13 protein-coding genes are annotated in these 13,569 nt (G+C 48.1%); 9 read left to right on the top strand and 4 right to left on the bottom strand.

Going from position 1 to position 13,569, the window contains the following annotated elements:
- The first annotated feature begins 184 nt into the window (after positions 1–184).
- From EKM73_RS12950 to EKM73_RS05650, 6 genes are all read left to right on the top strand, one after another.
- Complete coding sequence (locus tag EKM73_RS12950) at positions 185–319, top strand: hypothetical protein (RefSeq protein ID WP_263853799.1); 135 nt, start codon at positions 185–187, stop codon at positions 317–319.
- A gap of 92 nt (positions 320–411) precedes the next feature.
- Positions 412–981 carry a TetR/AcrR family transcriptional regulator gene (locus EKM73_RS05670; RefSeq protein ID WP_125701013.1) on the top strand — a complete coding sequence of 190 codons (570 nt, stop codon included), beginning with the start codon at positions 412–414 and terminating at the stop codon, positions 979–981.
- A 135-nt stretch (positions 982–1,116) separates the two neighbouring features.
- Entirely contained in the window at positions 1,117–1,545 is a 429-nt protein-coding gene (locus EKM73_RS05665; RefSeq protein WP_125701012.1) for a MerR family transcriptional regulator, read from the top strand.
- A 14-nt stretch (positions 1,546–1,559) separates the two neighbouring features.
- The gene (locus EKM73_RS05660) at positions 1,560–1,970 is read left to right on the top strand and encodes a cupin domain-containing protein (RefSeq protein ID WP_125701011.1); all 411 of its coding nucleotides are present in this window, start codon (positions 1,560–1,562) and stop codon (positions 1,968–1,970) included.
- A gap of 14 nt (positions 1,971–1,984) precedes the next feature.
- The gene (locus EKM73_RS05655) at positions 1,985–2,305 is read left to right on the top strand and encodes a carboxymuconolactone decarboxylase family protein (RefSeq protein ID WP_125701010.1); all 321 of its coding nucleotides are present in this window, start codon (positions 1,985–1,987) and stop codon (positions 2,303–2,305) included.
- Positions 2,306–2,452: 147 nt separating this feature from the next.
- Positions 2,453–3,583, top strand: coding sequence for a glycosyl hydrolase family 8 (locus tag EKM73_RS05650; protein ID WP_125701009.1), 1,131 nt, complete (start codon positions 2,453–2,455; stop codon positions 3,581–3,583).
- A gap of 34 nt (positions 3,584–3,617) precedes the next feature.
- Here EKM73_RS05650 and EKM73_RS05645 read toward each other — a convergent pair whose 3' ends face one another.
- From EKM73_RS05645 to EKM73_RS05630, 4 genes are all read right to left on the bottom strand, one after another.
- Positions 3,618–4,946: an Nramp family divalent metal transporter gene (locus EKM73_RS05645; RefSeq protein ID WP_125701008.1), complete on the bottom strand. Its 1,329-nt coding sequence runs from the start codon at positions 4,944–4,946 to the stop codon at positions 3,618–3,620.
- Positions 4,933–5,883, bottom strand: a complete 951-nt coding sequence (gene hemH / locus EKM73_RS05640; RefSeq protein WP_125701007.1) for a ferrochelatase — start codon at positions 5,881–5,883, stop codon at positions 4,933–4,935. The genes EKM73_RS05645 and hemH overlap by 14 nt, the downstream gene beginning before the upstream one ends.
- 159 nt (positions 5,884–6,042) lie before the next feature.
- Positions 6,043–6,987, bottom strand: a complete 945-nt coding sequence (locus EKM73_RS05635) for a GH25 family lysozyme (RefSeq protein WP_125701006.1) — start codon at positions 6,985–6,987, stop codon at positions 6,043–6,045.
- A 172-nt stretch (positions 6,988–7,159) separates the two neighbouring features.
- On the bottom strand, positions 7,160–8,086 hold the full coding sequence (locus EKM73_RS05630; protein ID WP_125701005.1) for a matrixin family metalloprotease: 927 nt from the start codon (positions 8,084–8,086) through the stop codon (positions 7,160–7,162).
- A gap of 218 nt (positions 8,087–8,304) precedes the next feature.
- Between EKM73_RS05630 and EKM73_RS05625 the strand changes: the two genes are divergently transcribed.
- From EKM73_RS05625 to EKM73_RS05615, 3 genes are read left to right on the top strand one after another with little or no spacing between them, the layout of a single operon-like run.
- Entirely contained in the window at positions 8,305–8,877 is a 573-nt protein-coding gene (locus tag EKM73_RS05625; RefSeq protein ID WP_125701004.1) for a DNA-3-methyladenine glycosylase I, read from the top strand.
- A gap of 5 nt (positions 8,878–8,882) precedes the next feature.
- Positions 8,883–10,013: an exonuclease SbcCD subunit D gene (locus EKM73_RS05620; protein WP_125701003.1), complete on the top strand. Its 1,131-nt coding sequence runs from the start codon at positions 8,883–8,885 to the stop codon at positions 10,011–10,013.
- The gene (locus tag EKM73_RS05615) at positions 10,013–13,174 is read left to right on the top strand and encodes an AAA family ATPase (protein ID WP_125701002.1); all 3,162 of its coding nucleotides are present in this window, start codon (positions 10,013–10,015) and stop codon (positions 13,172–13,174) included. The genes EKM73_RS05620 and EKM73_RS05615 overlap by 1 nt, the downstream gene beginning before the upstream one ends.
- Positions 13,175–13,569: the final 395 nt, after the last annotated feature.

Raw genomic sequence — 13,569 nt, 5'->3', positions numbered from 1 at the left:
GCAGACTGTGGAGCACGCAGGCTGCCGTTTTATCGAAATATTTATAACAGAATTAACTATCTTAGCTGACAACTATATGCTATACTGAGTGAAATTCAAGTTCAGCTTATGAACCATTCTTCGGGGAGTTAGCATATTTGTCATTGAGCAGTTTGTCTGGCGGATAGTTAAATAGGAGGACGACATGGAACAATTGGAGGAGTTCAAGCGCAATTGGTTATTAGCGGTGCTGGGGAGTGCGTTGATTGGTGGTGGCTATGGTCAGGCGTGGTTACCTATGACCGAATTATTTCGGCACGAGAAAAACATATTAAGATAACAATGTTTTAGGTGATAAACAGGTAATGTAGTTTAAGTTAAAGCCCTTTCAATGTATAATGATAGAGAAGAAATTTAGGAAGAGGCGAGAACATGGTAAAACGGCGAACGTTGACTAGAGAGATTGTCCTGGACCGTGCGGATCAGCTGATTGCAGATCACGGATTGGATAATCTGACGATTCGGGCATTGGCTGATGCGTTAGAAATTCGACCGCAGTCCGTCTATAACTATGCAGATAGTTTGTCGGATCTAGTGGATCAGGTGGGATTACGGTTCGTTAATCAGCTCAGTGAACGACTGATGCGACGTTTATTTGGGGTAGGGGGTAAGGAGGCCTTAATGGTCTTCGCTCAAGAGTTTCGCAAAGGGTGCCGCCATGAAAAACACTTGGCGCCCATTTTAATCAATCCCAACAATTTAAAGCAATTGAAACGTACCCACCAAGCGTTAAGTGATTTGTATAATCAGATGTTTCGGAGTCTCCATGTCTTAGACGGGGCAGATAATCATAGCCTAGTAGAATCAACCCTCTATCGGTCGGCCTTATTTGGTTTTATCATGCAAGAGCTAGGTGGTTATTTAACGTTGCCGCAGCGTAAAATTGACGAACGTTTCCAGCTGATGATGCAGTTAGCAATCAATCAAATTGCAGTAGAATAATGACGAGGGGAGTTTGGGACAGGGTCTCAAGCTCTCTTCACGTATTTAGATAAGTTTTTTTCGGAACAAGGGTTGACTTAAAGTGCACTCGAAGGTGTTTACTAGATCTTGTAAGGAAATCAAGGAGGCGGTTCGATGGCTGAAGAACAGCGGCGTTACCGGATTGGTGAATTTGCCAAGTTAGTCGGTTTGTCCACGTATACGCTGCGGTATTACGAGGATCAAGGGCTGGTGAAGTCTCAACGCGATGAGAATGACGTGCGGTATTACACCGATGAAGATATTCGGTGGGTCGGTTTCATTCTTCATCTGAAGGGAACTGGGATGCGGCTCAATGATCTGAAACGTTACGTTCGGCTGCGGGCCGCAGGGGACGCAACGATTCCTGAACGGCGAGCAATGTTGCAGAAGACCAAGGATGATGCCGAGGCGGATATCGCAGAGTTGCAGATGCATCTGCAGGTGTTGGGCCGTAAGATCGATTGGTATGACGGCAAGGTCGAGCACACCATCGCCGATTCCGAAAGTTTCCAAGAGTATTTACAACGATTCAACGACAAGTAGAGGAGCACTTTAAGATGGCAAAAAATGAAGAAGTTAAGAATGGCGTTATTTTTCCAGTTGGCGATAAGAACGTGGCGTACCAAGATGTTTTCACCGGTCAAAGCTACTTACAAGGCTTAGTGAATGATCCAGATGTTAATGTCGGTGTCGGCAACGTGACCTTTGAACCTGGCTGCCGGAACAACTGGCACATTCATCACAATGGTTTCCAGATCTTGTTGGTTACTGGTGGAGAAGGCTGGTATCAAGAAGACGGTCAACCTGCGCGGCGGTTACATGCCGGTGACGTGGTTGTGACGAAGGATGGCGTCAAGCACTGGCACGGCGCAACCAAGGACAGCTGGTTCAGTCACGTTGCGATTACGGCTGGAACGCCAGAGTGGTTGGAACCCGTTGATGATGCGCATTACGATGCTTTAGACTAGGAGGCTCATAAATTATGGCAAAGAAACAAACTGCTGGTCGGGATAACTTGGGTGAATTTGCCCCTAAGTTTGCTGAACTGAATGATGACGTTTTATTCGGGCAGGTCTGGTCGCGCGAGGAACAATTGTCCGCGCACCAACGGAGTTTGATTACGATTTCCGCGTTGATCTCCGGAGGGAACTTTGAACAATTACCCGCCCACATGAAGATCGGTAAGGGCAATGGCATCACCAAGGATGAAATCTCTGAAGTGATTACCCACTTGGCCTTCTACGTTGGCTGGCCTAAGGCGTGGTCAGCATTTGGTATTGCGAAGGAAATTTTTAAAGACTAAATCAAGAGGAGTCTCACGACCAGTGATGGTGGTGGGACTCTTTTTCGGGTCAAAAGTGTGGGGATGGGCTATTTCCAGCGACAACTTTGGGTAAATATTGCATAATTAAAAGTAGTAACCTATTCTGAAATTGAGGAGTCAGACAATATGCGAAAACGGAAAATTTTAGCTCATTTATTGGGTATTGCGTTTGTCGGCGGCCTCGTCTGGGGATTAACCAGCGTCCAACCAACACCGGCCCAGGCCAAGACTAGCCAAGCAGTTACTCAGTACAAACAGTGGCAAAAAACTTACGTGGGTGGTAAGACGCAGAAATATGTGAAATCCAACAATGGTCAAGGGGCCACGACGGCGCTGTCCGAGGGGCAGGGTTACGGGATGCTAGCGGCCGTATTGGCGGCTAAGAAGGGAGCCAATACTCACGCGACCTTCAATCAGATGTACAAGTATTACCGGGCTCACCGCGTCTCCAGTAAGGTGCCATTGATGCAGTGGCAACAGACCAAGCGTTCCGGCAAGATGACGAGTACCGGTTCACAGAAGAACTCGGCGACTGACGGTGATTTAGATATTGCTTACGCATTAATTTTGGCGGATAAGAAGTGGGGCAGTAAGAAGACTAATTATCGGGCTGCGGCTAAGAAACTCATCAAGGCCATTAAGCAAAAGGAAATCAACAAGACAACCTATTTGCCGACGATGGGGAATTGGGCCACGAATAGTTACGATGTCAGCAAGCTGCGGTCCTCGGACCTGATAACTGGCTACTTCAAGACGTTCGCTAAATATACCAAGGATAGCACCTGGACGACTGTCGCTAAGCGCAGTCAGATCGCCGTTAAGAAGCTTAGTGCACGGCATAAGACAGGACTGTTCCCTGACTTTATCTTAGCGACTGGTAAGAGTATCAAGCTTAAGGCCGTTAAGCCTTACAGCATCGAATCTGGAACCGATAATCAAGTCGGTTACAATGCCAACCGGGTGCCTTGGCGGTTAGCACAGACGTATAAGATCAGCAAGGATAGTGCGACCAAGAAAGCCTTGACGAAGCAACTGACCTTCTTTAACAAGAAAAAGAAGATTACTGCCGTCTACACGTTAGGTGGCAAAGCCGTCAATAGTTACGTGAATACGGCTTTCACGGCGCCGGTCTACTTTGCGGCTAAGACCTTGAAGAAAACGTCGCTGAAGAATAAGACGGCTAAACAAATGCCAAAAACAATTGAAAAACACAACTACTATTCCGCCACGTTACAGGTGGTCACCGGGTTGTCGTAAAGGAAAAGCTCTCAGTATTTGCTGAGGGCTTTTTTCATAACACGTCTAATAAGAGTTGTAGATTAAAAATAGTGATGACCGCAGTTAACAGGTAGCCAACAAGCGTGACCCAGCGGCGATTGGCGTGGTTCCCTAGAAGGTGTCGACTGCCGGTTAGTGCGACCATCGGAAATAGCGTAAATGGCAGGGCAATGCTGAGTGTTACCTGAGCGTAGACAATCAGGTGCTCAAAGGTACGGTCGTCAAAGCCAATCAGCCAACCGATAATTAGGATAGGAATCAGTGTCACAAACCGAGTCAATAGACGTCGTTGCCAGAGTGGTAAGCGGATGTGGATGTAGCCTTCCATCACAATTTGGCCGGAAAGAGTGCTGGTGATGGAAGAAATCAGGCCGGTGATTAGGAGGGCAAAGGCAAATAGCCAACTCATCAAAGGACTGGCAAGATTGCCGACAATGGTTGAGTTCTGTAAACCGTTAAAAACGGCCTGCAGACTAGTCAATTGGCCTGTTCGCCCAAAGAAGAGGGTTCCGCCAAGAATTAGGAGGAGGCCATTCACAATCAGTGCGGCAATCAGGTGAACGTTGGAATCCCATTTGCCAAAACGCAATGCCTCGTTGACCTGGGCAGGGTCGTGCGCGTCGTAGCGCCGACTCTGAGCTAGTGAGGAGTGGAGGTACAGGTTGTGCGGCATGATGGTCGCTCCAATGATCCCTACACTCAGGATTAACTTGGCGTGGTCCGTCAGTAAACTTGGCGTGGGGATGACACCTTGTAGAATAGCTGGAACCGCTGGGTGAGCCCGAGCAACTTCGATGGCAAAGATTACCCCAACCGTCAAAATAGCCACTAAGACAATGAATTCAACGCGGCGAATGCCAAAGCGTAGGAATAAGAGCACAATCAGGACATCCGCAATCGTGAGGAAAATGCCGTAAACCAATGGTAGACCCAGTAATAATTTTAGGGCGATGGCGGTCCCCACAACGCCGGTCAGATCAGTAGCCATCATGGCAATTTCGTTGAGCAACCAGAGAGTATAACGAATGGGTGTGGGTACCCGTTCCGCGATAGCCTGCGCGAGGTCGCGGCGGGCCACAACACCTAATTTGATGGCAAGGGTCTGCATGAACATGGCGACGAGAATGGCAATCACCAGAACGGCTAGGAGCTGATAGCGATATTGACTCCCACCGGCTAAGGATGTTAACCAGTTGCCGGGATCCATGTAACCCACGGCTACCAGGGCACCGGGGCCGCTGTACGCGAGAAACTTTTGGAGAAATGATGCACCGTTGTTAGGAACGGCAACGCTGCGATTGACCTCATCGAGACTAGGCCGGTCGGGTTCAGGCATGGTCATCACGGACCTTCCGTTGGGCGAGATCGGCCAGAACTGTGGCGAAACGGGGGTCGTCGTTCATGGGTGGCACCATTTGAAAGGTGTCGCCACCGCTGGCTTTAAACACTTGGTAATTCTGAACATAGTCTTCTTCCAGTGTTTCTAGACAATCGGCCACGAAGGATGGTGTTGCAATTAAGACGCGCCGTTTGCCAAGCTCGACCAATTGCATTAACGTATTCTTGAGGTAGGGTTTTTGCCAAGGCATCGGACCAAACTTAGACTGGTAAACGGTCTGAACTTTAGTGGCGGGTAGGTTGGGCAGTCGATCGAGAACCCCCTGCGTCGTGGCCTCACATTCTGTAGGATAGGGGTCGCCATGAGCAACCATGGCACTGGGAATACTGTGGTAGCTAAAGAGAACGGCATCAAAGTCTGCCTGACGATAGGCCTGCCAAACTTGATTGGCCAACAGATCGAGGTAAGCACCGTCTTGATAGAAGTGGCGAATAGTGGTCAGTGGGGCCTGACTGGTCGCTACCTGTTTGAAGATCGCGTCGTGAGTACTTTGTGTGTATTGCGGAAAGAGAGGGAGGAGGACAATGTTATCGCAGCCTGCCTGAACCATGTTTTGTAGGGTTTGCGCAATGTCTGGGTCACCGTAAGTCATGGCGTAACGAACATCCCAATTGGGGAGCTGTGATTGTACCTGTTGCGTAATGCGCTGGGTATAGACAATCAGTGGTGAGCCTTCCTTAGTCCAGATGTGTTGATAGAAGGTCGCTGACCGCCACGACCGCAGTGGTAGAATCATCCCCCGTAGAATGGGTTGCCATAACGCAGGTGGCATTTCAATCACACTACGGTCACTGAGAAACTTCTTGAGATAGGTTCGGACATCCGCAGTCTGTGGCGAAGCCGGTGATCCGAGATTGACTAATAGCAAACCTTGTTGCATAACAAGACCCCCCAGGTATTAATAAGTTTATGATAGCATAATTAACCGCTTTCATAACCGGTGATGCGCTCAAATTTTGTGTGGGCACCATAATTGTGCACCAACAGTATTTACAGATGAAAAAAGACATCCCGCGGGATGTCTTTTTAACACTTCATTTTAGTAAGCTGTAACGAATGCCTTGTTGGCTGTCACGTAATTACCGTTCGTTAATTGGAAACGGTAGGCATTTTTATTGTTCTTGGTGATGGCCTTAACGGCTAACTTGGTGCCCGCCTTGACCTTGGTGCTCCGTTTGTTGCTGGTAAATGACGTAGACTTGTATTCGTAAACGGTCTTCTTCGCCTTGATACCGGCAACATCGTCAGCACTCTTATAGTAACTAGCAGCGGCCTTCTTGTCGCTACCAGAGAACCACTTGTTGACGGCAGAACTGTTCAAGACCTTGTTCAAGTCAACGTTACCACTGATACCGGAAACCCGGCCTGAACTGGTGTATTGCCACAGATCGACAGAAGTACCGGAAACCTTAGGCTTAGCGGTACTGTATTTCGCAATCCAAGTCCCATCGAACTTGTCGAAGTTCAACTTGTGAGAGTTGGCGTAGTATTCGCCGGCATACATGATCAGAGGCTTGTCAGTCAAGCCACGCATCGTCTTCAACCAAGCGTTAACGTAGGTCTGTTCACTGCTAGATGCAGATGGCATCCGCTTTTCTTCGTCAAGAACAAAGAACTTGGTGTGCTTGTTACTGCGCTTGTAGAAGTCTTTGGCTTCTTGTTGGGCATCCTTAACACTCGTGAATTCAGCAAACATGTATTGGCCGAATGGCACGCCGTACTTGTAAGCCCCGTTAGCGTTGACGTTTCGCTTGCTGTCGATCATGTAGCCAGCATCGCCCTTGCTCCCGTGTTGCACACGAATAATGGCGTACTTTAAATCTTTAGATGCTTTCTTCCAATTAACGTTCCCTTGATATTGCGAAATGTCGGCAACTTTCTTACCAGCGGCATTAGCAGTAGTCGTGTTTAATCCAACCCCGACGGCTAATACGGCAGCAAAGGCCGCAACACCTGCAACTAAATTATGTAACTTAATTTGCATGAATACATCCTCCTCAGTCTTTGTCCCCATTGTACACGGTGTGACCGGCTAACAGGTTACTACAGATTTACAATTGATTACAGTTAGATTGCAAGGGTAAAGAAATCATCTGGTCAAGAAATTAATAAAAAAGCCATTCGGAAAAATCCCGAGTGGCTAGGTTCGTGTAAATTTAGTGGGTAGCTGTGTAGATCTTTAAAGCGAGTTTAGCTCGGTTTTTATCGGTCTTGGTAATCGGATTGTACTTAGACAAGCCTTGGTTGACCTTCTTATAGCTGTAAACGTTGTTGCTACCGCTCTCAAAGTACATGAGGTCGGACTTGTTAGGGGAGTGATTCAATCCCATCACGTGGCCCAATTCGTGGGCAATCGTGCTAGCATATTCATACATTCGACCATTCTTGGCGACAGTATTGACACCCTTAACTTCGTTTTTCAGTGTCGAATAGGCCGGTAGGGATTCCTCGACTGACTCGGCTTCGGTGTTGAACTCAGTTTGATAGTTGCTGTCAGCGGATGTGATACCCTTGGCAACTAGATTTGCTTTGGCCTTGGCTTCAATGGTCTTGGCGTACTTCTTGTAGAAGGCGTCGTTCAATTGATTCGTCATGGCAATGCCAATATTCTTAGTTTCGCCTTGGTAGTAGGACCAACGTACCTGCAAACTCTTCTTGCCAGGTGTCCACCAAGCGTCACTCTGGTCATTCTTTGTGGCTTGTGCTTTGGAAACGGAGAACGTCAAAGTATGATTTTTCTTAGAACCCTGGACGAATTCTTTCTTACCCAGTTTTTTATTCCAGTAGTTCATTGCAATCTTGACGCTACTCTTAAGCTTGGCGTCCTTAGTGTTGATATAGACAGTCGCTTTACCATTCTTTTTGAGACCAGTTTGAGCGTCAAATGCCAGCTTGTACTTTTTCCCTAAAGTCTTAGCGTGTTTTCGGTAATAGCTTGCCGACTTCTTTAGAGTTGCCGATGACGGGTTCACACTAGCCGCTTGAGCAGTAACGGAGCTGGTGGCAATAGCTGGTGCAAATAATAGGGCCGATGCTGCCGCAATCAGTAAGGACCGAACTTTTAAATGGTGTGATCTGTGCATGATGCTAACCTCCTCAATTCCCCAAAACGTAACATTTACAATAGCATAGACTTTTCTGCGGAGGGGGTCAAGTAAAAAAATCCACAAAATATTTTGTGGATTTTTCAATAATGACGGGGATGATAACGATTTCAAAAATATAAAAGTGAACGCTTGTTCGGGCGTTTCTGCTAGTTATCTGGTATAGTAAAGTCAGCAGAAAAAAGGGAGGTTTCATGATGGTTAAGCGGTGTGAATGGGCTACGTCTTCGCCCGAAATGCAACGGTATCACGATGAAGTATGGGGGCGGCCAGAGTATGATGAGCAGAAGTTATTTGAGTTACTGTGTTTGGAAACGTATCAGGCCGGGCTGAGCTGGCAGACTGTGTTGAAGAAACAAGCGGCTTTTGAAGCGGCCTTCCATAACTTTGATGTGGAAGCCGTCGCCGTCATGAAGCCAGCAGAAGTCGACCAGTTGATGACCAATGCTGCTATTATTCGCAATCGACGCAAGCTGGAAGCAACGGTCAATAATGCCCAGGCATTGGTCAATTGGTCGGAAGAAATGAACTTTTCAACTTGGTTGTGGGCGTTTGTGGGCAATCAGCCAATTCGGCATCAGTTGACAAGTGCGAATCAGATTCCTGGGACGACTGATCTTGCACAGCATATTTCCCGAGAAATGAAGAAGCACGGATTCAAATTTGTTGGACCTAAAACGGTCTATTCATTTCTACAAGCAGCAGGATTGGTCAATGACCACATTCTGACGTGTGATTGGGCGCCAGAAAACCAACGGGAAAGGGGCTAACTACGATGCGATTTTTACATACCGCCGATTGGCACATTGGTAAGAAGCTTCATGGGTATGACCTGCTGACGGAACAAAAGGACGCTTACGAGCAGATCAAGGCGATTGCAATTGATGAGAAGGTGGATGCTGTGGTGATTGCTGGGGATCTCTATGATCGTGCGCTCCCGAGTGAAGATGCGGTTAGCGTGCTGGATAGCATGTTGGTTGATCTGAATCGAAAGCAACATTTTCCGCTGTTGGCGATCAGTGGTAATCATGATTCCGCGGTGCGTCTGAGCCAGGGGAGCGAGTGGTTCAGTAGTACCGACTTTTATCTGAATACGCAGATTGCCGATAGTATAAAACCAGTTATTCTTGGGGATACTCAGTTCTTTCTATTACCCTATTTTGAGCCGTTTGCTGTCCGTCAGTATTTTGAAGATGACAGCATTAAAACGGTAGCTGCGGGGATGGCACGCTTAGTCACTGCGATGCAGGAACAGTTTGCACCGGATAAAAAGCATGTGCTGATTGCCCACTTCTTTGCTGCAGGCAGCCAACACAGTGATTCCGAGACGCTGGTTCAAGTGGGGGGCTTGAACGCGGTTCCTGTTGACTTGCTGGCACCGTTTGACTATGTGGCGTTGGGCCATTTACATCGCAAGGAAGCCTTGCAGAACGAACCGGTCATTAAATATAGCGGTTCACCGCTGAAGTTCTCGACCAGTGAAGCTGAAGATACTAAGGGCGTCTGGATTGTTGATACGGATCAGACGCCGGTATCCGTGACGTTTAAGCCCTTAAAGCCCTTAAATGACCTGATTGTATTGACTGATTCGTTTGATCACTTGATGGACCCTGAGGTCAGTTATCCCGTAAAGACCGACGATTTTATTGCGGCAGAGTTAACTGATACCACGCCAATTGCGAATGTGATGCAGCGACTGAAGACACGCTTTCCCAGGATTATTGAGTTGCAGCGGGTCAACCAACTAGATGTGACACCTGAGACGCTTAACATTGAAGAAGTTCAGCGAGATCCTCTGACGTTGTTGGATGATTTTTTTAAGACAGTAACGGAGCATGCCTTGACGACGCAACAAGCGGACTGGGCGAAGCAAACGTTACAACAAGCTATGAAGGAGGAAGACTAATGCGACCACTAAGCTTACACCTCCAATATTTCGGTCCGTACCGTGATGAAGAGATTGATTTTCAAAAGTTTGACGCGACACCGTTATTTCTGATTAGTGGTAAGACTGGGAGTGGCAAGACCACTATCTTTGATGGAATGTGCTATGCCTTATTTGATCAGTCTTCTGGCGTAGACCGCGAGCCACAAGAGATGCGTTCAGATTTTGCCACGACCGCTGATCATACGCGGGTGACTTTTGAATTTAATCACCGCAATCGTCGCTATCGTATTATTCGAGAACCCGCTCAAACCTTGCAAAAAAAACGTGGGTCCGGTGTGACTAGAGCCGCTGCTAGTGTTGAACTTACGGTGTTTCAAAACGGCACCGAAATAGATCAGTTCACGAAAACCCGACAAGTCAATGACTACCTGCAAGACCTTTTGCAGATGGATGGTAAGCAATTTGCCCAGATTGTCCTGCTACCGCAAGGAGAGTTCCGCCGTTTTCTAGTGGCTCCGAGTGAGGATAAAGCCGCTGTGCTGGAGCAGTTGTTCAATACGGAAATTTTTGCCCAGTGGACGGATAAATTACGTGATAAATTACGCCAAGATCGGACCCAGAATGCGGAGGCCGCAAAAGAATTGGAGCGATTGGAAGCGAGCCTGACTTGGACGACGTCTAATCAGGCTCGTGTGACTTCTTTCTTGCAGGCTCACCAGACCACAGAAGTCTTAACCCTGATGGCGGCGCAACAGACTGCAACGCAAACGGTAATTCAGGAGCTCTCAGCACAGGCAACAGCTGCGCAACAACGAGTTACGCAGTTGACGCAACAGGATACGCGTGAAGAGCAACTGGTTCGAGACCAACAACAACTAGCGAAACAGCAGGAGCGACAGCAAAAACTGTCGACCCAAGAACCGGCTATGAACGCGCTGAATCGATTGATTACGGAGCTGGAGTGGACGCAACAGATTCGGCCACAGTGGCAGGAGCGCACATCGGCTCAGGACAATCATCAACGTCGACAGTTAGCAGTTGAACAGAAACAGATGGGGTTGAAGGCGGCACAAGCGGTGCAACAGAAGGCATTGGCGGCGCAACAAAAGCTAACATCAGTGGAAGCGCGCATTAATACCACTAAGGACCAACTTGCCCAGCAAGCTAAAATCAAACCAATCTATCGGCAGATTGCGGAGCTCAGCCAACAGGTCGTTTCAGCTCAAGCAGCTTTAGATACTGTGCAACAGCGCGTAACTAAGGCACAGCAACAACAGCAGCAGAATCAGCAAGATCAGCAGTCAAAACAAGCTGTGATTGCAACCCAGACGCAACTCTATCAGACGCAACAGGCATTGACCAAACAGGCAGGGCAGCTAAAGGAATGGCGTCGACAATTAGCTGATTTGCAGGCGGGAGACCAACGGCAACGGGATCTAACTCAGCGGGTAGCCAGCTTGGCGTCACAGGTGACCACACAAACCCAAGCAACACAGGTCGCGCAACAACATGCTGAAGAATTGAATCAAGAACTTTTGGCTCATGAGATTGTCCGATTAGTTGGTCAATTGAAGCCGGGAAGTCCGTGTCCGGTTTGTGGATCGACTGAGCATCCGGCACCCACCGCTATCGCTGATACGACGATTACGGAGGCGGAGGTTCAGGCCGCACAGACCCAAGCGCAGAAGGAACAGGAGCAGTTGGCGAAGCTGACGACCCAACTACAGAACCTCCAAACAACATTAACCGAATTAAAGGAACCACAGCAACGCGGGTTGGCTGCACTTTTGGAAAATGTTGGTCTGTCCGAGACTGACGAGAATTCCAATCAGTTTGATCAGTTAAGTCAGCATTTTGCCCAGTTAGCGGCCACACAACAGGCTAAACAAACGCAGAATGACCAACAATTGCGGGCAGTAACGACCGCTCAGCATGCTCTTGAACAGCTGACCGTTTCAGCGTCCAAGCTGACTCAGCAATTGGAAGCAGACCAGATTGCCCAGCAGAACGAGACCAGTCGGGTGGATCGGTTGACGGCACAACTGACGACTCAGAAACAACAATTGCCGGCTACGGCACCGACGTTGGCTGTATTTCAGCAACAAGAGGAGAACTTGCAGCAGCAATTACAGTCGGACCAACGGACTTGGGAAACGGCAGTTAAACAAGTGACGCAGGCCAATGAGCGACTGACGGTTGCCACGACCGAGAAAAAGACGGCCTCACAAGAACTTTCGCAGAGTGAACAGCGACTAGCTCAGGCCGTCAGCGTGGTACAATTGTTGCTGGCTAAGCATTTCGAGACAGTTACTGATGAGACAGAAACTATTGTGACAACCCAACTAGCACAAATCGACACGTTGACTGCCAAACGCCAGAAGTTGCAAGATTTTCGTACACAACAGGAACAGGTTACAACGACGATTACCGAACTGAAGAAACGTGTGTTGGACCAGCCAGAACCGGACCGTAATCAAACACAAGTTGTATTGAAAGCGGCGGCAGAAAAGGTTGCCATCTTGCAGGACCAACGACACGGACAGCAAGATCAGTATCAACACAACCAACAGGTGACGACGCAGCTGCAAGAACGGATTGACCAGCAGGCAGCTGCTCTCAAAGAATCACAGGAACTCACTGAGCTTGTAGGGGTCGTTAATGGGGATGGTCCAAATAGTAAGTTGGGGCTGGAACGTTATGTGCTGCAGACTTATTTACGCCAGATTTTGACGGTGGGAAACCAGCGTCTACAGCAGCTGACTAATGGTCGTTATCAATTTTTGGTGGACGATCAGCCGGCCACGTATAAGAAGAACTCCGGTTTGGAAATCAATGTTTATGACGATCACGTTGGTGAGCAACGCAGCGTGCATACACTGTCCGGTGGGGAAAGCTTTATTGCAGCCCTAGCGTTGGCACTGGCCTTGGGTGAAGTTATTCAGCAGACTACAGGTAGCGTGGATGTCGATGCGTTATTTATCGATGAAGGATTCGGTTCTCTCGATGAAGATGCCTTAATGACTGCGCTGGAATCACTTGAAACCGTTGAGGGCAAGCACCGCATGATTGGGATCATTAGTCACGTTAGCGAGCTACGTGCTCAGGTTCCCAATCAATTGCAGGTCGTCAGCAATGGTAACGGTGAAAGTAAGATTACTTATCAAATCGACGAGAGTTAGAAAAAGAGTCGTCAGTAGTGTTGGTGGCGGCTCTTGACAGAAAAGTATGGGGTTAGTGACTGGTCCGTTTCGGAAAAATTAAGGGGTAATCTTGGTGACTCATAAACAAATAGAGTCATAGCTTAGAAATTGGTTAGCTAGGTGTTCTGGTAAGCTATACGCACACATTTTGGAGGTGTAATCAAAGATGATTAGGTGGTCAAACCAGTCAGCTTGGTTCTCTGGGGGGACTAAAAAGTCTAACGGCCATACTTTTCACGCTAAGGATACCTGAGCCGCTTTGAAATGGATACCGGAGAACCACGAGATGAACTAGAAATGTCCTGTTTTCCTAGTGAACTTCTGACGGTAAGCTAATTTTGGTAGGTAACCATTTCGGTGTAATACGGTTATAG

Source organism: Levilactobacillus fuyuanensis (assembly GCF_003946395.1).
Classification (GTDB): Bacteria; Bacillota; Bacilli; order Lactobacillales; family Lactobacillaceae; genus Levilactobacillus; species Levilactobacillus fuyuanensis.
This window is presented reverse-complemented; position numbering and strand designations above follow the sequence as displayed.